The sequence below is a fragment of the Achromobacter sp. MFA1 R4 genome, assembly GCF_900156745.1.
Taxonomy (GTDB): Bacteria; Pseudomonadota; Gammaproteobacteria; order Burkholderiales; family Burkholderiaceae_B; genus Achromobacter.
The window spans coordinates 3,441,394-3,460,652 of sequence record NZ_LT707065.1; the positions used below are offsets into that span (position 1 = coordinate 3,441,394).

Annotated in this window: 20 protein-coding genes; 18 read left to right on the forward strand and 2 right to left on the reverse strand. The window is 67.6% G+C overall.

The window, feature by feature from the left end; translation table 11 throughout:
* The first annotated feature begins 65 nt into the window (after nt 1–65).
* The 18 genes from BXA00_RS15645 to BXA00_RS15730 all read left to right on the forward strand — a co-directional run bounded on the left by BXA00_RS15645 (nt 66) and on the right by BXA00_RS15730 (nt 17,176).
* Nucleotides 66–1,034: a tripartite tricarboxylate transporter substrate binding protein gene (locus BXA00_RS15645; RefSeq protein ID WP_076519329.1), complete on the forward strand. Its 969-nt coding sequence runs from the start codon at nt 66–68 to the stop codon at nt 1,032–1,034.
* A gap of 75 nt (nt 1,035–1,109) precedes the next feature.
* A complete protein-coding gene (locus BXA00_RS15650) occupies nt 1,110–2,090 on the forward strand; it encodes a tripartite tricarboxylate transporter substrate binding protein (protein ID WP_076519330.1) in 981 nt (326 codons plus the stop codon).
* Nucleotides 2,091–2,134: 44 nt separating this feature from the next.
* Complete coding sequence (locus tag BXA00_RS15655) at nt 2,135–3,679, forward strand: acyl-CoA carboxylase subunit beta (RefSeq protein WP_076519331.1); 1,545 nt, start codon at nt 2,135–2,137, stop codon at nt 3,677–3,679.
* Between the two features lie 20 nt (nt 3,680–3,699).
* Complete coding sequence (locus tag BXA00_RS15660) at nt 3,700–5,055, forward strand: acetyl/propionyl/methylcrotonyl-CoA carboxylase subunit alpha (protein ID WP_076519332.1); 1,356 nt, start codon at nt 3,700–3,702, stop codon at nt 5,053–5,055.
* 41 nt (nt 5,056–5,096) lie between these two features.
* Nucleotides 5,097–5,309: a biotin/lipoyl-containing protein gene (locus BXA00_RS15665; RefSeq protein ID WP_076519333.1), complete on the forward strand. Its 213-nt coding sequence runs from the start codon at nt 5,097–5,099 to the stop codon at nt 5,307–5,309.
* Between the two features lie 7 nt (nt 5,310–5,316).
* Nucleotides 5,317–7,404, forward strand: a complete 2,088-nt coding sequence (locus tag BXA00_RS15670) for a 3-hydroxyacyl-CoA dehydrogenase NAD-binding domain-containing protein (protein WP_076519334.1) — start codon at nt 5,317–5,319, stop codon at nt 7,402–7,404.
* Nucleotides 7,405–7,453: 49 nt separating this feature from the next.
* Nucleotides 7,454–7,852: a Zn-ribbon domain-containing OB-fold protein gene (locus BXA00_RS15675; RefSeq protein WP_076519335.1), complete on the forward strand. Its 399-nt coding sequence runs from the start codon at nt 7,454–7,456 to the stop codon at nt 7,850–7,852.
* Nucleotides 7,852–9,024 carry a thiolase gene (locus BXA00_RS15680; RefSeq protein WP_076521965.1) on the forward strand — a complete coding sequence of 391 codons (1,173 nt, stop codon included), beginning with the start codon at nt 7,852–7,854 and terminating at the stop codon, nt 9,022–9,024. The genes BXA00_RS15675 and BXA00_RS15680 overlap by 1 nt, the downstream gene beginning before the upstream one ends.
* A 30-nt stretch (nt 9,025–9,054) precedes the next feature.
* Nucleotides 9,055–9,747: a 3-oxoacid CoA-transferase subunit A gene (locus BXA00_RS15685; RefSeq protein ID WP_076519336.1), complete on the forward strand. Its 693-nt coding sequence runs from the start codon at nt 9,055–9,057 to the stop codon at nt 9,745–9,747.
* Entirely contained in the window at nt 9,737–10,408 is a 672-nt protein-coding gene (locus tag BXA00_RS15690) for a 3-oxoacid CoA-transferase subunit B (RefSeq protein WP_076519337.1), read from the forward strand. Before BXA00_RS15685 ends, BXA00_RS15690 begins: the two co-directional genes overlap by 11 nt.
* A 153-nt stretch (nt 10,409–10,561) precedes the next feature.
* Complete coding sequence (locus BXA00_RS15695) at nt 10,562–10,957, forward strand: hypothetical protein (RefSeq protein WP_076519338.1); 396 nt, start codon at nt 10,562–10,564, stop codon at nt 10,955–10,957.
* Complete coding sequence (locus tag BXA00_RS15700) at nt 10,954–11,802, forward strand: alpha/beta fold hydrolase (protein ID WP_076519339.1); 849 nt, start codon at nt 10,954–10,956, stop codon at nt 11,800–11,802. Before BXA00_RS15695 ends, BXA00_RS15700 begins: the two co-directional genes overlap by 4 nt.
* Before the next feature lie 51 nt (nt 11,803–11,853).
* Complete coding sequence (locus BXA00_RS15705; RefSeq protein ID WP_076519340.1) at nt 11,854–13,017, forward strand: ABC transporter substrate-binding protein; 1,164 nt, start codon at nt 11,854–11,856, stop codon at nt 13,015–13,017.
* Between the two features lie 18 nt (nt 13,018–13,035).
* Nucleotides 13,036–13,905, forward strand: a complete 870-nt coding sequence (locus tag BXA00_RS15710) for a branched-chain amino acid ABC transporter permease (RefSeq protein WP_076519341.1) — start codon at nt 13,036–13,038, stop codon at nt 13,903–13,905.
* A 3-nt stretch (nt 13,906–13,908) separates the two neighbouring features.
* Entirely contained in the window at nt 13,909–14,883 is a 975-nt protein-coding gene (locus BXA00_RS15715) for a branched-chain amino acid ABC transporter permease (RefSeq protein ID WP_076519342.1), read from the forward strand.
* Nucleotides 14,880–15,662 (forward strand): ABC transporter ATP-binding protein, encoded by a 783-nt coding sequence (locus BXA00_RS15720; RefSeq protein ID WP_076519343.1) that lies wholly within the window; start codon nt 14,880–14,882, stop codon nt 15,660–15,662. The genes BXA00_RS15715 and BXA00_RS15720 overlap by 4 nt, the downstream gene beginning before the upstream one ends.
* Nucleotides 15,649–16,362: an ABC transporter ATP-binding protein gene (locus BXA00_RS15725; RefSeq protein WP_076519344.1), complete on the forward strand. Its 714-nt coding sequence runs from the start codon at nt 15,649–15,651 to the stop codon at nt 16,360–16,362. Before BXA00_RS15720 ends, BXA00_RS15725 begins: the two co-directional genes overlap by 14 nt.
* A gap of 19 nt (nt 16,363–16,381) precedes the next feature.
* Nucleotides 16,382–17,176, forward strand: coding sequence for an N-acyl homoserine lactonase family protein (locus BXA00_RS15730; protein ID WP_231952098.1), 795 nt, complete (start codon nt 16,382–16,384; stop codon nt 17,174–17,176).
* Between the two features lie 11 nt (nt 17,177–17,187).
* On the opposite strand, the gene BXA00_RS15735 is transcribed toward BXA00_RS15730, so the two are convergent.
* Both BXA00_RS15735 and BXA00_RS15740 read right to left on the reverse strand, forming a co-directional pair.
* Complete coding sequence (locus BXA00_RS15735) at nt 17,188–18,033, reverse strand: branched-chain amino acid aminotransferase (RefSeq protein WP_076519346.1); 846 nt, start codon at nt 18,031–18,033, stop codon at nt 17,188–17,190.
* Between the two features lie 115 nt (nt 18,034–18,148).
* The gene (locus tag BXA00_RS15740) at nt 18,149–19,171 is read right to left on the reverse strand and encodes an ABC transporter substrate-binding protein (protein ID WP_076519347.1); all 1,023 of its coding nucleotides are present in this window, start codon (nt 19,169–19,171) and stop codon (nt 18,149–18,151) included.
* Nucleotides 19,172–19,259 lie beyond the last annotated feature (88 nt).

Here is a 19,259-nt window from a genome sequence, read left to right on the forward strand (position 1 = left end):
GTTCTGCCTAATGGAACGATAAGAATAAACCGAATCTTCAACCGATGACAAGAGGAGACCTACCCATGCAATGCAATTGGCTGCGCGCGCTGGCTTGTGCCGCGACCCTGTTCGCGGCGACGGCGCACGCCGACACCTATCCCTCGAAACCCGTGACGATGGTCGTGCCCTATCCGGCCGGCGGCGCGACCGACGTGGTCGCGCGCGCCGTGGCCGAACGCCTCACCCAGTCGTGGGGGCAATCGGTCATCGTCGAAAACCGCGCTGGCGCAGGCACGACGATCGGCGCAAGCTCCGTGGCGCGCTCGAAGGGCGACGGCTACACGCTGTTCATGACCACGTCCGCGCACACGATCAGCGGTCATCTGTACAACAAGCTGAGCTACGACCCGGTCAAGGATTTCGCGCCGATCACGCTGGTCACCAAGGTGCCTTTGGTGCTGGTGGTCAACCCCGCCGTTCCGGCGAAGACCTTGCCGGAATTTCTGGCCTACCTGAAGCAGAACGGCGGCTCGGTGAACTTCGCCTCGCCCGGCAACGGCACGGCGCAGCACCTGAGCGGCGAGCTCTTCAAGATCGCCACGCAATCGGGCATCACCCACGTGCCGTACCGCGGCGACGCGCCCGCCTTCACGGATCTCGCGGGCGGACAGGTGCAGATGATGCTGGCCACCATCACGTCGGCGCTGCCGCTGATCGAATCCGGCAAGCTGCGCGCGCTGGCCGTCGCCAACGGCAAGCGGGTGCAGGCGCTGCGCAACGTGCCCACGTTCGCCGAAGCCGGCATGCCGGGATTCGAGGCCGCGACGTGGTTCGGCCTGCTGGCGCCGGCGTCGATCCCGCAGGAACAGGCGCAGCGCATCTATGAAGACGTGTCCCGGATCGTCGCCACGCCGGACATGCAGAAGCGCCTCGAAGGGCTGGGCGGAGAAGTCGTGAACAGCACACCCAAGGCGTTCGCCGCGTTCATGAACCAGGAAGAGGAGAAATGGGGCCAGGCCGTCAAGGCTTCCGGCGCCGTCGCAGCGCAGTAGACACCCACGCAATCCGCAGCCACGCGCCTATGCAGCGCCCGGCGCGGATCCATGCAGACACGGAGGAGACACATCATGGCAGTTGCAAAATGGCTGGCAGCAGGCGCGCTCGCGTGGTGCGCCGCATTACCCGCGGCGTCCGGCGCCGCCGAATATCCCAATGCCCCGGTCAAGTTCGTCGTGGGCTTCAGCCCCGGCAGCACGATCGATCTGGTGGCGCGCATCGTCGGCGATGCGCTGTCCACGCGCATGGGGCAGACATTCGTGGTGGAAAACCGGACCGGCGCGAACGGCATGATCGCCGCGCGCATGGTGGCGCAGGCCAAGCCCGACGGCTACACCATCCTGGTCAGCAATTCCAGCTCTATCACCGTCAATCCTTTGCTCTACAAGGACCTGCAGTACCACCCGCTGAAGGATTTCGAGCCGATCACCACGGTGGTCTCGGTGCCCTTCATCCTCACCATCAACGCCGAGAATCCGCGGGTGGCAGGGGTCGATGACGTCAAGTCGCTGGTCGAACTGGCGCGGCGCAATCCCAACACCGTCAGCTACGGTTCCGCCGGCAACGGCAACCTGATGCACCTGGCGGGCGCCCAGCTCGCCACGATGTCGAATGTGCAGATGCTGCATGTCCCCTACCGGGGCGCGGCGCCGATGGAGGCGGGCCTGCTGTCCCGGGAGGTCGATTTTGGCTTCGACACGCTGTCGGGCGTGCCGCTCATCAAGTCGGGAAAATTGAAGGCGCTGGCGGTCTCCACCGCGCAGCGCTGGCATGACCTGCCCGACGTGCCCGCTGTGGCCGAGTTGGGTTATCCGGAGTTCGACATTTCGTTCTGGGTGGGCGTGTTTGCGCCGGTGGGCACGCCGCCGGCCATCGTGGAGCGGCTGAACCGGGAGATCGCCTCGGTCGCCAAGGACCCCGCCGTGCGAGCGCGGCTGGCGGCGCAGGGCAATCCGTCGACGCAATCGCCCAAGGAATTCCGGCAGAAGATCGCCGACGAGCTCAAGCAGAACGAATCGCTCATCAAGCGCGCAAACATCACGATCGACTGACCGGCGCGCGGACCGCGTCGGCAACTGGCAGGAAGGAGCACAAGGTGTCCTGGGAAAAAGAACTGCGGGAACTGGCGTCGCGCAAGGAGTTGGCGGCGCGCATGGGGGGCGAGGCGAAGGTGCGCCGGCATCGCGAGGGCGGCAAGCTGCCGGTGCGCGAACGTATCGGCAGGATGGTCGATCCGGAATCGTTCCGGGAAGTGGGGGCGCTGGCGGGCAGCGGGGAATATGACGCCGAAGGTCGCCTGACGGACTTTACGCCGTCTAACCTGCTGATTGGCCGGGCCAAGGTCGATGGCCGCCCGGTGGTCGTCGCGGCCGATGACTTCACCGTGCGTGGCGGCGCCAACGATGGCGCCGTCGGCGACAAGCTGGTCGAATCCGAGCGCATGGCGCAGGACCTGCGCCTGCCGCTCATCCGGCTGGTCGACGGCACGGGCGGAGGGGGCTCGGTGCGCAGCATCGAGATCAAGGGTCACACCCTGCTGCCTAAGCTGCGCATGTGGCCGCTGATGGCGCAAAACCTCGCGACCGTGCCTGTCGCGTCGCTCGCGCTGGGCTCGGTGGCCGGCCTGGGTGCGGCGCGGGTGGCGGCCAGCCACTATTCGGTCATGGTGCGCGACACCTCGCAGCTCTTCATCGCGGGACCGCCCGTCGTCGCCCGCATCGGCCAGAACCTGGACAAGAACGAGCTGGGCGGGAGCGATATCCATACCCGCAACGGCGTAGTGGACGACGAGGCCGATTCCGAAGAGGCCGCCTTCGCGATGGTCCGGCGCTTCCTGTCCTACCTGCCGCGCTCGGTGCACGAACTGCCGCCGCGCGCCGCCGAGTCCGGCCAGGCGGGCGCGCAAGACTGGCTGCGTGCGGCCATCCCCACCGACCCACGCGCGGTCTACAAGATGCGGCCCATCGTCGAGGCGCTGGTCGACGCAGGCTCTTTCATGGAGATCGGCAGGCGCTGGGGGCGCGCCGTCATTACCGGCCTGGCGCGCATCGACGGCTGGCCGGTGGCCGTGTTCGGGAGCGATCCCTATCACTACGGCGGTGGCTGGGACGGGCCGGCGGCCGAGAAATTCACCCGTCTGCTGGACCTGGCCGAGACCTTTCATCTGCCGGTCGTGAACCTGGTCGACGTGCCCGGATTCCAGATCGGGCTCAGTGCCGAAAAGGCCGGCGCCATGCGCTACGGCGTGCGCGCGCTGACGGCTGTCGCGCAATCCACGGTGCCATGGTGCTCGATCATTGTGCGCAAGGCATTCGGCGTGGCGGCGGGCGGACACCAGAGTGCGGGCCGCTTCAATTTCCGCTACGCGTGGCCATCGGCCCAGTGGGGCTCGTTGCCGGTCGAGGGTGGGCTGGAGGTCGCGTACAAGGCCGAGATCGAAGCCGCCGAGGATCCCCAGGCCAAGATGCGCGAAATCGAAGCGCGCGTGCGCAGCCTGACCTCGCCGTTCCGCAGCGCCGAAGCCTTCGTCGTGGAAGACATCATCGATCCCGCCGCGACCCGCCAGGTGCTGGAGGAATTCGTGGAACTGGTGGCGCCGCTGCGCGAACCCGGCCCGCGCGCCTTCGGCTACCGTCCGTGACGCCTCGCCAGGAGCCCAACATGAAACGAGTCATCGTGGCCAACCGGGGCGCCGTCGCCCGCCGCGTCATCCGCGCCTTGCGCGCGCTCGGCATCGAGTCGGTCGCGGTCCATGCCGAGGCCGATCGCGACATGCCCTACCTGTCCGAAGCGGACCTGGCCGTGCCGATCGGGCCATCGCCCGCGGTGCAGAGCTACCTGAACCAGGAGACCTTGTTGCGCGTCGCGCGCGAAACTGGCGCGGACGGCCTGCACCCGGGATATGGCTTCCTCTCCGAGAACGCGGCGTTCGCCGAGGCCGTGGAGCAGGCGGGCCTGATCTTCGTGGGCCCGTCGCCGCGCTGGATCCGCATGCTCGGGCACAAGACCCAGGCGCGCGACGCGATGCGCGCGCTGGGCATGCCGATGGCGCCCAGCAGCGCGGTGCTGGGCGATGACCTCGCGGCGCTGCGCCAGGCCGCCGGAGACCTGGGGTACCCGGTGCTGATCAAGCCGGCTTCGGGCGGCGGCGGGATCGGCATGATCCCGTTGCAGGGGCCGCAGGATGCCGAAGCGCAGTGGGCGCGCGCGCGGCAGATTTCAGAACGCAGCTTCGGCGGCGGCTCCGATCTTTACCTGGAAAAACTGCTGCGCAACCCGCGCCACGTCGAATTCCAGTTCCTGGCTGACCGCCACGGGCAGGTGCGCTGCCTGTACGAGCGCGACTGCTCCACGCAGCGCCGCCACCAGAAGGTGCTGGAGGAGGCGCCCGCGCCCGGGTTGCCACGTGCGGCGCTCAAGGAGATGGGCGCGCGGCTGGAAGCCATGCTGGCGGGCATGGGGTACGACGTGATCGGCACGGTGGAGATGCTGTATACGCCCGAATCGGGCTTCTCCTTCCTGGAGATCAACACCCGCCTGCAGGTCGAGCACGCCGTGACCGAAGCCGTGACGGGCGTGGACATCGTGGCCGCGCAGTTGAGGCTGGCGGCCGGCGACCGCATGCAGGACGTGCTGCCGCAGGTCCCGCCACTGGACGGACACGCCGTCGAGGCACGCGTCTACGCCGAGGATCCGGTGCGATTCCTGCCTTCGCCCGGCCTGTTGCGGGTGTTCCAGCCGCCCGCGATGCCTGGCGTGCGTGTCGAAACGGGCTACGCCGAAGGCTGCCGTGTGTCGAGCCACTACGACCCGATGCTGGCCAAAGTGATCGCGCATGCCGCCACTCGCGAGCAGGCGCTCGATCTGCTGAGGTCGGCGCTGGCGCAGTTCCGCGTGGAAGGCGTCAAGACCAACATTCCGTTCGTGCTCCGGGTGGTCGAGGACCCGGAGTTCCGCGCCGGGCGGGTCAGCACCGGCATGGCGGAGCGCATTCTCGCCGAGGCGCAGCCCGCCTAGGCCGTTCGCAGGTTCAAACCGACAACTATCAGGAGCAGACAATGTTCAAAGTGGAAACCCCCGTGGTCGGCCGCGTGGTCGCCGTCACCGTCAGCCCGGGCCAGCGCGTCGAGGCGGGCGACAGCGTGGCCAAGGTCGAATCGATGAAGATGGAAATTCCCGTGGAGGCGGAACGCGCGGGCGTCGTGGCGCGCGTACTCGTCGGCGAGGGCGACGAGGTGGACGAAGGCCAGGTCGTGGTCGAGCTGGAGTGAGACCGCCATGCTGATCCATACGGAACGGATGGAAGGAGGGCGCGTCGCATTGCTGGCGCTGCGCAATCCGCCGGTCAACAGCATGAGCGCGGCGCTGCGCGCCGAACTGCATGCGGCGATCGACGCCGCGCTGGCCAACGACACGGTAAGCGCCCTGGTGCTGGCGGGTGACGGCGACTTTTTTTGCTGCGGCGCCGAGATCCGTGAATTCAACACGCCACTGTCGACGCGCGAACCGACGCTGCGGTCCGTCATCGCCCGGATTGAGGAAGCCGGCAAGCCCGTGGTGGCGGCCATCCACGGCGCGGCGCTGGGCGGAGGCCTGGAGCTGGCGCTGGGCTGCCATTACCGCGTCGCGCTTGCCGGCGCGTCGCTGGGCCTGCCCGAAGTGAAGCTGGGCGTGCTGCCCGGCGCGGGCGGCACGCAGCGCCTGCCACGCATTGTGGGCGTCGAGCGGGCGCTGTCGATGATCTGCGGCGGCGATCCCGTCGACGCCAGCCTGGCTCGGGACTGGGGACTGGTCGACGAAGTCTATGCGGACGGCCTCAGAACGCGGGCGGCGGCCTATGCGCTGGCGATCGCCGACGCGCCGCTGGCCGATCGCAACGTGGGTGCGCGGCCAGTACCGGCGCCCGCCGACCCCGGCGTCTATGAACGCGCCCGGCAGGAGGCTGCGCGGCGCTACCGCGGTTGCGTGGCGCCGCTCGCCTGCGTGGACTGCGTGGAATACGCCACTCGGGCCCCGCTGGGCGACGGGCTCGCTTTCGAGCGCGAGCGCTTCCTGGAGTTGGTCAACGGCAGCCAGTCCAAGGCGCAGCGCCACCTGTTCTTCGCCGAGCGCGCCGCGGTCAAGCTGCCGGCTGAATGGCGCGCGGCGGCGCCCATCGCCTCGGTGGGGGTGGTCGGCGCGGGCACGATGGGCGGCGGCATCGCCATGAGCCTGTCCAATGCGGGGTTCGACGTGGTGCTGGTCGAGCGCGAGGCGCAGGCGCTGGAGCGCGGCTGGTCGGTGATTGCGAAGAACTACGCCGCTACGGCGGCCAAGGGCAATCTGACCGCCGCGCAGGTCGCGGAACGTCAGGCGCGTATCCGCCCCAGCCTGGACATGGAAGACCTGCGCGACGTCGACCTGGTGATCGAGGCCGCGTTCGAGGACATGGGCGTCAAGCGCCAGATATTCCAGCTGCTGGCCCGCGTCTGCAAGCCAGGCGCGATCCTCGCGTCGAACACGTCGCGGTTGGATATCGACGAAATCGCCGGGTTCACCGACCGTCCTGCCCAGGTACTGGGCATGCACTTCTTCAGTCCCGCGAACGTCATGCGGCTGCTGGAAGTGGTGAAGGGCCGCGAAACCGATGGCAACGTCGTCGCTGCCGTGTTTCGTCTCGCGCGCAGGATGGGCAAGCTGCCCGTGCTGGTAGGGGTGTGCGACGGGTTCGTCGGCAACCGCATGGTCAGTCCCTACACGCGCGAGGCGCACTTCCTGCTGGAGGAGGGCGCGACGCCGGCGCAGGTGGACGGCGCGCTGCAACGCTTCGGCCTGGCGATGGGGCCGCTGCGCATGGCCGACATGGCGGGGCTGGACATCAGTTGGGCGTTTCGCAAGCGCACGGCGCCCACCCGGCCGGCCCATGTCCGCTACTCGCGCGTGGCCGACCGCCTCTGCGAGCAGGGGCGCTTGGGGCAAAAGACCGGCGGCGGCTTCTACCGCTATGAGGCAGGCAGTCGCGCGCCGCTGGAAGATCCGGACGTGCTGGCGCTGATCGAGACCTGCGCGCGCGAAGACGGCGTCGCGCGCCGCGCGATCTCCGACGAGGAAATCGTGCAGCGCACGATGTATGCGCTGGTCAACGAAGCCGCGCGCATCCTGGACGAGGGCATCGCGCGCCGCGCGTCGGACATCGACGTCATCTACGTCAACGGCTACGGCTTTCCCGTGCACCGTGGCGGGCCGTTGTTCTATGCCGACCAGCAGGGACTGCCGCAGGTGCTGGCGACGATCCGGCGCTTTCACGCCGAACATGGCGAACTCTGGCGCCCCGCGCCTTTGCTCGAACGGTTGGTCGCGCAGGGGCGCACCTTCGCGGAATTGTGATGGACAAGGGGCGTTGACGCGCCCCGCAAAAGAATCAGGAGACCAGGAAATGCAGAGGGAACAGGCGGGCGCCGCGCCACGCGGGCCGCAGGAACAGTATTTTTCGAAGCTGGCCGAAGGCCATTTCCAGATCCAGCGCTGCACGGCTTGCGGCGCGCATCAGTTCTTTCCGCGCGTCCTGTGCATGCATTGCGGCGCGCAGGACCTGGCGTGGACCGAGCCATCGGGCGCCGGCACGGTCTATTCGTTCAGCATTGTGCGGCGCAAGCCTGAGTCGGGCGGCGACTACAACGTGGCGCTGGTCGACCTGCAGGAAGGAGTGCGGATGATGAGCCGCGTCGACGGCGTCGCGCTGGACAGCCTGCGGATCGGCATGCCGGTCCGGGCACGCGTGCTGCGCGGCGAGGGTCAGCCGCTGGTCGTGTTCGTTCCCGCGGAGGACGCATGATGTCGCTGGAATCGCTGCGCGGCCAGGTCGCCATCGCTGGCGTGGGGCACGCGGGCCTGGGCGAAGCCCATGGCCATACGGAAATGGAAGTGCTGGCGCAGGCCGCCGCGCGCGCGGTGGCGGACGCCGGCCTCACCATGCGCGACATCGATGGGCTGGCGACGTGCAGCTCTTCGGCCACGATGTGGAGCATGCCCGTCGCCGAATACCTGGGCTTGAGGCCGCGCTATATCGAGGCGACGATGTTGGGCGGGTCCAGCTTCGTCTCGCACCTGCTGCCTTCGGTGATGGCGCTGGTTTCCGGACAATGCAACGCGGTGCTGGTCTGCTACGGCAGCACGCAGAAGACGGCGACGTTCGGGCGCAAGGAGGGCGTAAAGGCGCGCACGCTGCTGGACCCGCAGCCGTTGGAACACCCGTATTCGCCTCTGCAACCGGTGACATCCTATGCGCTGGCTGCCGCGCGGCATATGCACCAATACGGTACCACGCGCGAACAGCTTGCCGAGGTGGCGGTCGCGGCGCGTGCCTGGGCGCGGCTCAATCCGGAGGCCGCGATGCGCGATCCATTGTCGATCGCCGACGTGCTGGCCTCGCGTCCCGTATCGGATCCCCTGACGGTGCGCGACTGCTGCCTGGTGAGCGATGGCGGCGGCGCGTACGTGATGGTGCGGGCGGACCGTGCGCGGCAGCTCAAGCAACCGCCGGTCTATGTGCTGGGCAGTGCGACCGCCGTGTGGAACCGGCAGATCTCGTCGATGGAGGACCTGACGGTCACCGCGGCAGCGGAATCGGGCAAGCGCGCGCTCGCCATGGCGGGACTGAACGTCGCCGACGTCGACGTGGCCGAGCTCTACGACGCCTTCACGATCAATACGCTGCTGTTCCTGGAAGACCTGGGCTTCTGCAAGAAGGGCGAGGGCGGCGCGTTCGTGCAGGACGGGGCTATCGCGCCGGGCGGCCGGCTGCCCGTCAACACGAACGGCGGCGGGCTGTCCTGCGTGCATCCCGGCATGTACGGCATTTTCCTGGTCATCGAGGCTGTGCGCCAGCTTCGGGCGCAGGCGGGCGAACGGCAGGTGCGGGGCGCCGACATTGCGCTGGTGCACGGCAACGGCGGCACGCTGTCCAGCCAGTCCACCGCCATCCTGGGCGGCCCTGCCACGCGTTGAACCACGGCTTCCCTCGAAGGAGAGCAATCCATGCTGGACAAGATAGTCGATACCCTGGCGGACGCGGTGGCGGGTGTGCAGGACGGGGCGGTAATCCTCATCGGCGGGTTCGGCGCCTCGGGCGTGCCGACCGAACTGGTCTGCGCGCTGCTGGACCAGGGCGCGCGCGAACTGACCATCGTCAACAACAACGCCGGCAACGGCAAGCGCGGCCTGAGCGAGCTGGTGCAGGCCGGGAGGGTGCGCAAGATGGTCTGCTCGTTCGCGCGCTCGTCAGACCGCAAGAATCCAAACGCGGCCGCCTTCGCAGAGGCCTATCGGGCCGGCAAGGTCGAGCTCGAATGCGTGCCGCAGGGCACGATGGCCGAGCGCATGCGCGCGGCAGGCGCCGGCCTGGGTCCATTCTTTACGCCGACTGCGTTCGGCACGCCGCTGGCCCGTGGCAAGGAGACGCGAATCATCGACGGCGTGGGCTACGTGTTGGAGTCGCCGCTCAAGGGCGACTATGCCTTCGTCAAGGCGCGGACGGCGGACCGCTGGGGCAACCTGACGTACCGCTATGCGGGCCGCAATTTCGCGCCAGTCATGTGCATGGCGGCCGCCATGACAGTGGCGCAGGTCGATGAGATCGTGGAACTGGGCGGCATAGCGCCCGAGCAGGTCATGACGCCAGGAATCTTCGTCAAGCGGGTGGTGCAAGTGGGAGCGGGTCATGGGCTATGAAAAACTCAGCCGGCGCGGCATTGCGCGCCTCGTCGCGGCGGATATCGAGGATGGCGCCTACGTAAACCTGGGCATCGGCATTCCGACGCTGGTGTCGGCATTTCTGCCCCGGGGGCGCGACGTGATCCTGCACACCGAGAACGGGATTGTCGGCATGGGGCCCGGCGATCCTGACGCGCCGCTGGACCTGGACCTCATCAATGCCAGCAAAGAGGCCGTAACCCTGCTGCCCGGCGCGTCCATCACGGACCACGTGGTGTCGTTCGCCATGATGCGCGGCGGACATCTTGACCTGACCGTGCTGGGCGCGTTCCAGGTGTCCGAAAAGGGCGATCTCGCCAACTGGGACACGGGCGCCGCGGACACGATCCCAGCTGTCGGCGGCGCGATGGATCTCGTGGCCGGGGCGCGCCAGGTCTACATCACGATGGAGCACGTCACCAAGGACGGTCAGCCCAAGATCGTGCGCGAATGTACCTATCCCCTGACCGGCGCGGGTGTCGTGGACCGCATTTATACCGACCTGGCGATCATCGATGTGGCGCCGGCAGGCATGCGGGTGAGGGCGATGGTCGCCGGGCTGAGATTCGAGGATCTGCAGGCGCTTACAGGCTGCCCGCTGGCACTGGCTCCCGATTGCCGGACGCTGGCGGCGGAATAAGCGGCGGCGATTGCGGCGGGGCGCTTGCAGGCGGCGGCACCAGCCCTTTTCGTGCTTTCCCCGTGTTGACACCGATCGTTTTGGCTCCTTAGAATGTTCTTACAGAAAGAATAATCGTTCTGCTGAAAAGAACGACAAATACAGGAAGAGACAATGCAGAACCAAGCCATGCCCGCGCGGGAAGCTGGCGGCGCGCAGCTCGCGCAGCGCTTTTGCCGCTGCGCGCTGTCGTTTTCGCGGCCACGCCAGGTCGACATGGACCTGCTGGTCGGGTTCGGCGCCCATCCCGTCCTCGTGCGCATCCGCGAGGGCCGGGTCACCGCCGCCGAGTTTCCCGCTGTTCCGCTGCCGTCGTGCGACATTGCCCTGCGCGCCTCCGAGCAAGCCTGGACGCGATTCTGGCAGGTCGTGCCGGACGCGGGCTGGCACGACATCTTCGCGCTCAGCAAGCGCGGCGAGCTATCCATCGATGGCAATCTTCAGCCGCTGATGGCGCACCTGCAATTCGTGAAGGACCTGCTGGCCTCGGCCAGGGAGGCGCGGGCATGAGCGCTGCACTGGAACCCATCGTCGGACGCTATGTGTCGTTCGATATCGCCGGCAAGCGCTGCCGCGTCTATTTCGAGGAAGCGGGCGAGGGCATTCCGCTCGTATGCCTGCACACGGCAGGCGCGGACGGCCGCCAGTACCGCCACATGATGTGCGACCCGGAGATCACGTCGCGCTTTCGCGTCATCGCCTTCGACATGCCCTGGCACGGCAAGTCCTACCCGCCTGAAGGCTGGCAGGACCAGGAATACCGTCTCTCCACCGAGCTGTACGTCGAAACCGTGATGGCCTTCTGCCAGGCGCTGGATCTGGACCGCCCCGCGCTCATCGGCTGCTCCATCGGCGGGCGCATCGTGCTACAGCTCGCGCATCTGCATTCCGACGCGTTTCGCGCTCTGATCGGCGTCGAGGCGGCCGACCACCAGCAGCCCTGGTACGACACGTCCTGGCTGCACCGCGGCGACGTGCACGGCGGCGAAGTCTGCGCGGCGCTGGTGTCCGGGCTGGTCGCCCCGCAGTCGCCCGACGTGCATCGCCATGAGACGCTGTGGCAATACATGCAGGGCGGTCCCGGCGTCTTCCGCGGCGACCTGTACTTCTACCGCGTGGACAGCGATCTGCGTGGACGCCTGGACGGCATCCGCACCGACCGATGCCCGCTCTACCTGCTGACGGGGGAATACGACTTCTCCTGCACGCCGGAAGACACCTTGCGCACCGCGGCAGGCATTCCCGGCGCGCAGGTGACCATCATGCGCGAATTGGGCCATTTTCCGATGAGCGAAAACCCGGGTCAGTTCCGCAGCTATGTGCTGCCGGTGCTGGACGCCATCGCCCGCCAATAGAGCAGGCAATACCGACGGGCCGCTGCCGCCCGCATTTCCCCAGGAGACAACATGCGTTATCCGATCATCCTGGCCAGCGCTTTCGCGCTGGCCGCAGCTTCCAACGCCCACGCCCAAGAGACGCTGAAGCTGGGCGCGCTGGTCACGCTTTCTGGCGCCGGCGCGGCCTGGGGCCAGGGCATGAAAAACGCCGCGGAGGTCGCCGCCGACCAGGTGAACGAGGCGGGCGGCCTGGAAGTGGGCGGCAAGAAGTACCGCGTGCAGGTGGTGGCCTACGACGACAAGTACCAGGCAAACGAGGCCGTCACCGTGGCGAACCGCCTGGTGTTCGAGGACAAGGTGCGCTATGTGATCGGCCCCGTCGGGTCCGCGCCCGTGCTCGCCATCCAGCCGATGACCGAAAAGAACAAGGTCATCGTGCTGACGCTGGGATTCACGGCCAAAGCCCTGGCCGGCGACAAGCCCTATACCTTCCGCCCCAACGTCACCACCGCCGAGGTCTCGCAGCCGCAGATCGACTGGCTCGTCAAGGCGCAGGGCCTGCGCAAGGTCGGCGCGCTGTTCCCCAACGACGAAACCGGCCAGCAGATCGCGCTGGACCTGGAGGCCGCCTACAAGAAAGCGGGCGCGGCGCTGGCCACCAAGGAATTCTTCGAGCGCGACCGCGTCGACTTCGTGCCGCTCCTGACCCGCATGATGGCGCGCGGCATCGACGCCATTGAACTGGACGGCAATTCCCCCACCACCGCGGGCCTCATCGTCAAGCAGGCGCGCGAACTGGGATTCGAAGGCAAGATCGTACGCACGGGCGGCCCTGCCACCCAGGAGATCGTCAACGTGGCCGGCAAGCAGGCGACCGAAGGCATGCTGGTCCATACGCCGATCGATCCGGAACTGCCCGCCACCCAGGCCTATGCCCAGCGCTACGCGGCCAAGTACAAGCACCCGATGAACGGCTTCAGCCCCGCCTTCTATGACGGCACCAACATGCTGTTCGAGGCCATGCGGCGCGCCGGCACGGTGGAGGACACGGAACGCGTGCGCGTCGAACTGGAGAAGCTGGACGATTTCGAGGGCTCACTGGGCAAGCTGAGCTGGACCGGCAAGGCCAGGTACGGCATCGATCACCAGCTCAATGCGCCGTTCTACGTCGCCGAGGTCAAGGATGGCCGCGAGGTCATCCGCGCCCGCTGCACGGTCGAAGGATGCCGCTAGCGCGGCGGAGGAAACGACGTGGATTGGAGCATTCTGCTGGCGCAGGCCACGATAAATGGCTTGATCGTGGGGCTGCTGTACCTGCTGATGGCGGTGGGCTTTACGCTGGTGTTCGGCGTGATGCGGATGGTGAACTTCGCGCACGGCGAGTTCTACATGCTGGGCGCGTTCGGCGCGTACTACCTGACCACCCAGGCGGGCTTTGCCTTTCTGCCTGCCGTGGCCCTTACCTTTGCATTGGCGGTGGCGGGGGGCGCGGTGCTGGAGTGGGGCGTCCTCAAGCCGTTCCGGCGCGACGAACTCAACGGCATGATCGCTACCATCGGCCTGGCGATGATCCTGCAGAACCTCGCGCTGATGTTCTTTGGCCCCGACCCGCTGTCGATGCCGGCCGTCGCCCAGGGCACGGCCCGAATGGGCAAGGTGGTGATGCCGCTTTCGCGGCTGTACGTGGTGCTGTTCGCGCTGCTGGCGCTGGCGCTGCTGTACGGCTTCCTGCGGTATTCGCGGCCCGGGCGCGCGCTGCGCGCGGTGGTCGAGGATTTCGAGATCGCCGCCATCCAGGGCATCCGTTCGCGCATCTACTATCCGCTGGGCTTCGGCCTGGGGGTGGGGCTGGCGGCCGTGGCCGGCGCGCTGATGGCGCCGCTGTTCTCGGTGTCGCCGTTCGTGGGCGCCACGCCGCTGCTCAAGGCGTTCATCGTGGTGATCCTGGGCGGACTGGGCAGCATTCCGGGCGCCGCCGTGGCAGGGCTGGCGCTGGGGTTGGCGGAAAGCTACGGCAGCCTGCTGTTCGAAAGCAGCACCGCGGACATGCTCATCTTTGCCATCGTGATCGTGATGCTGGTCGTGCGGCCCAAGGGGCTGCTGGGACGGGGGGAGGCCTGAGCCATGACAGTAATTTCGCTTGAAGCCGGCATGGCGCGGCCCGCGCCCGTGCAGTGGTTGCTATGGCTGGCGCTGGCGGCCATCGCCGCGACGCCATGGTTCGCCGGACCTTTCGTACAGCACCTGGCGGTGTTGACCTGCCTGAACGTCCTGATCGTGAATGGCCTGGCGCTGATCGCCCGCTGCGGCCAGTTGTCGCTGGGGCACGCGGCCTTCGTCGCGGTGGGGGCCTATGGCTCGGTGCTGGCCGCGCGCCACCTGGGCTGGAGCTTCGTGCCGTCCACGCTGGCCGGGGTGGCGCTGACCGCCGTGATCGCGCTGGTGCTGGGCGCCATCATTCTGCGCTTGAAGGGGGTGTACTTCGTGTTGGTGACGTTCGCATTCGGTGAGCTGGTGCGCCTGGTGCTACTTGATGGGTCGTCCTGGTCAGGCGGCGCCAACGGCGTCACGGGCATCCAGCCCGCGGCGCTGGCGGGCGTGACGTTCGACACGCGCGCCAGCTTCTACGGCCTGGCGCTGTGCGTCGCGCTGGGTTCCGTGGCGCTGCTGGCCGCGGTGGCGCGGCGCCCGTTCGGCCACGCCATCGACGCCGTCGCGGAAAACCCCGCGCTGGCGGAATCCACCGGTTTGAGCGTGCGGCGCATCCAGCTGTGCGCTTTCGTGGGCGGTTGCGCGCTGGCCGCGGCCGGTGGCGCATTGCAGGCGCGTTACGTGGGCTATGTGTCGCCGGAGTCCTTCAACGCCAGCATATCCATCGGCTTCATCATCATGCTGGTCATCGGGGGGCGGCGTTCGGTCTGGGGAGGACTGATCGGCGCCATGGTCCTGACGCCCCTGCCCGAACTTTTCCGTGGGGCGGTTCAGACGCAGCATATCTTTTATGGCGCGGCGCTGATCCTGATCCTGCGTTTTCTACCCGCCGGCCTGGCCGGCCTGCTGGGGCCCTGGCAGGCGCGCCGGGGCAAGGAGCCACAATGAGCCAACCTCTATTACAGGTGAGAAGCCTGTCGCGCAGTTTCGGCGGCCTGACTGCCTTGCGCGGCCTGGAGTTCGCTGTCGCGCAGGGAGAGATCGTCGGACTGATCGGACCCAACGGCGCGGGCAAGACCACCGCCTTCAACGTCATCAGCGGAGCCATGCCGCCCAGCGCGGGGTCGGTCCACTTCGACGGCCTCGATATTTCGGGGGCGCCGCCAAGCCGCGTGGTGGTGCACGGGCTGGCACGCACTTTCCAGTCCACGTCCACCTATCCCGACGTCACGGTGGCCGAAAATATCCATCGCGGCATGCTGTCGCGCGTGCGGCATTCCTGGCTGCGGCGCCTGGCGGGACGCAGCGAGGACCTGCTGTCGTCTGCCGAGGTCGCGCGCGAGGTCGATCGCCTGCTCACGCTGCTGGACCTGCAGGCTTGGCGCGACGCGCCTGCTGGCTCGCTGGCCTACGGTCTGCAGAAGAAGCTGGGCATCGCGGTCGCGCTGGCCTGCCGGCCCCGCATGCTGCTGCTGGACGAGCCCGCGGCCGGCCTGAACCATGAAGAATGCAACGAGCTGGGCCGGCTGCTGCGGCGGCTGCAAGACGAAGAAGGGCTGACGATGCTGCTGGTCGAGCATCACATGGCGCTGGTCATGGAACTCTGCCATCGCATCGTCGTGCTGGTGCAGGGCGAGAAGATCGCCGAAGGCACGCCGCAATCCATCCGCGACAACCCGGTCGTGATCGAAGCCTATCTGGGAGCCCCCGACTATGCCCATGCTTGAAGTCCAGGATCTGCATGTGCGTTATGGGCAGCTGGAGGCGGTGCGTGGCGTCAGTTTCAACGTCGAGCAGGGCGAAATCGTTGCGCTGGTCGGGTCGAACGGGGCGGGCAAGAGTTCCACGCTCAAAGCGCTGATCGGACTGGCGGCCGTGGCGAGCGGGCGCGTACGCTTCGAAGGACGCGACTTCACCCGATTGGGATCGGCAGCGCGCGTCTCGGCTGGCCTGGCGCTCTCGCCGGAGGGACGGCGGCTGTTCGGGCGGATGACCGTCCTGGACAACCTGCTGGCGGGAGCCCACGCGGTCGGCTCGCGTGCGGGCGTGCGGACGCGGCTGGACGAGATCTACGCGCTGTTCCCGCGGGTTCAGGAGCGGCGTGCCCAGCTCGCGGGTTCTCTCTCCGGCGGCGAACAGCAGATGGTGGCCATCGGACGTGCGATGATGGCGCAACCCCGCCTGCTGATGCTGGACGAGCCGTCGCTGGGGATCGCGCCCAAGATCGTGGCCGAGATCGCGGGCGCCATCCAGCGCATCAACCGTGAAAGCGGTATCGCCATTGTGCTGGTGGAGCAGAACGCGCGCCTGGCCCTGCGCCTTGCGCACCAGGCTTACGCATTCGAGCACGGCGAAGTGGTCCGCAGCGGCAAGGGCGACGAGCTGCTGGCGGATCCTTTCGTGCAAAAGGCCTATCTTGGAATCTGATATGAGCTCGGCAACGCCAATGACGCTACCCGAGTACGAGGTCTATGCCGTCCGCTACGCCCAAATGGCGCGACGGCGGCGCGACAATTTCCTGGGCGGCGATCCGCACGACGGCGATATGCCCATGGATTTCTTCGTGTGGCTGGTGCGTGGGGCGGGCCGCGTCGTGTTGGTCGATACGGGCTTCAATTCGGACATGGCGCGCAAGCGGCAGCGCGACCTCATCCACTGCCCGATCGGCGCGCTGGCGGAACTGGGTGTGCAGCCCGGGGATGTGCAGCACGTGGTGCTGACGCATCTGCATTATGACCACGCGGGCAACCTGGACCTGTTGCCCGAAGCGAAATTCCACGTGCAGGATGACGAAATGGACTACGCCACGGGCCGCTGCATGTGCCTTCAGCCCCTGCGGCACGCCTACGCGGTCGAGGACGTGGTGTCGCTGGTCAGGCGGGTGTACGAGGACCGCGTGGTGTTCCATGACGGCGACGAGGCGCTCCTGCCGGGCATCGAACTATTGAAGATAGGCGGCCACACCAAAGGCCTGCAATCGGTGCGCGTGCACACGACGCGCGGCTGGGTGGTGCTGGCGTCGGACGCCAGCCACTACTACGAGAACATGGAGCGGGAGCGCCCGTTCCCCATCGTCTACAACACCGCGCAGATGCTGTCGGGCTATGCCAGGCTGCAGGCGGCCGCGCAGTCCGACCAGCACGTGGTGCCAGGCCATGATCCGGCGGTGCTGCAGCGCTACCCGCGATGGGAGGACTCCCCCCACGTGGCGATGCTGCATCTGCCGCCGCGGGAGGAATGAGCCGGACGCGATCAGCCCCGGCGGGTGCTTTCCGCGTAATCCATGTACAGCTTGTGGGCGCGGCGCGCCATCGGGCCGTATTCCAGCGTGCGCGATTCGACGCGGTTCACGTGCACCACCTTGCCGTAATTGCCCGACGAGAACACTTCGTCGGCTTCCTCGACGTCGGCGCGCGTCAGGCTGCGCTCCTGGACCTCGACGCCGTCGGCCTTGAGCAGGGCCAGCACGCGGCGGCGGGTGATGCCGTTCAGGAAGGTGCCGTTGTCCACGGGCGTGGACACGACGCCGTCCTTGGCCAGCCACAGATTGCTGGTGGCGAACTCGGCGATGTTGCCGGCGCCGTCCAGCATGATGGCGTTGTCGAAGCCTTTTTCAGCCGCTTCGCGGATGGCACGCTGGCCGTTCGGGTACAGGCAGGACGCCTTGGCGTCGGTGGGCGCCATGTTGGGCCACGAACGCGCAAAGCTGGAGAAGCAGGCCGAGAATCCCTGGTCGCCGGGCATCGGCACCTTGAAGACGTGCAGCACGAACTGGGTCTTTTCGGCGTCAGGCAGCAGGAAACCGTCGGCGCAGAAGAACATGGGTTTGATGTAGAGCTCAGACCCTTCCGGAAACTTGGCAACGGCCTGCAGGCACAGGTCCTGGATCTCTTCCCAACCCATCTGCGGCTTCATCAGCATCTTTTCCGCCGAGCGCACGACGCGCTGGCAGTGCAGGTCCAGGTCCGGGGTCAGGCCGCGGAATGCGCGCGCGCCGTCGAAGACCATGCTGGCCATCCAGAAGGCGTGGTCGGCCGGGCCGAGCAGTTTGGGGTTTTCGGTGGTCCAGTGACCTTTGTGCCAGAACAAGGCATCCATGATTGTGTTCCTTCGCGTGAATCGGGTTGGCGCTCGCGGCGCCTCGGCGGCCGCGCGCAGGCGGCCCCGCCTCGGCACCCCGCCGAAACGCCAGGATACATGATCCGGGGGGGCGCTATTCCTTGGCCAGCGCCGCCTGCACGCGGTCGGCGACATCCGCGGGCATCCATTGCCGCCAGACCGGGCCGTACTGCTTGAGGAAATAGCGCGCGGCGTCCTCGGGTTCCTTGCCCTCGTTTTCCAGCCAGCCCAGCGTGGCATCGATGGCCTCGTCGGGCACGGTCAGCTTGGACAGGAATTCGGTGACGCGCGGCGCGGCCTTCGCGAAATCGGCGTTCATGCCCGTGACGACCGGATTGGGCTTGAATTCGGTGGCCACGGGGTTGGCGCACTTGGGATCGGTCATGCAGGTGTAGGCCGCCTGGTCGAACGCCGGCAGTTGCAGCTTCACCAGGTCCAGCGCACCGACCAGCGACGTGGGCGTCCAGTAATAAAAGACGATGTCGCGCTTGCGCTTGTAGGCCGACACGATGGCGGCCTTTTGGGCGGCGCCGGAACCGGGGGCGAACAGGGTGTAGTCCTTGTCCAGCTTCAGGGCGCGCAGCAGGTTGTCGTTCAGCGTGCCGCAGGCCCAGCCCGCCGGGCAGCCGTAGATGCGGCCGCGGCCGGGATCCTCGGGATCGGCAAACACCTCCTTGAAGCGCGCCAGGTCGGCGGCGGACTTCAGGTCCGGGTGCCGTTCGGCCGTGTAGCGGGGGATGTACCAGCCTTCGCCAGCGTCATAGACATGGCCCACGCCCAGTACCTTGCCGCTGGCCAGCGCCTTCTTCCAGGCGCCTTCGATCTGGCCGGGCCACACTTCGGGCGTGACGTCGACGTCGCCGCGTTGCAGCGCGGCCAGCATCGGCAGGGTTTCGCCGATTTCAACCGTGGTCTTGCAGCCGTAGCCGTGTTCCAGCACGTAGCGTTCGATGCCGGCCAGGACCAGGTTGGATTCCCAGTTCAGGCCGCTGAAACGCACGGGGCGGTCGACTTCGCAAGTTGGGGCGGCGGGGGCGGCGTGGGCCGCCAGGGGGGACAGCAGGGCGGCGGCCAGCGCGAGCGCGCCGAGGCCGGAAACGAGATGCGTGTTGCGCATGGTCGGCACCTGTGTAGTGGAGTGCCTGACATTGTACGGGGCGCTCCCCGCGCGCCCCAATGCAGCGGGGCCGCTGTGCGCGGCCCCG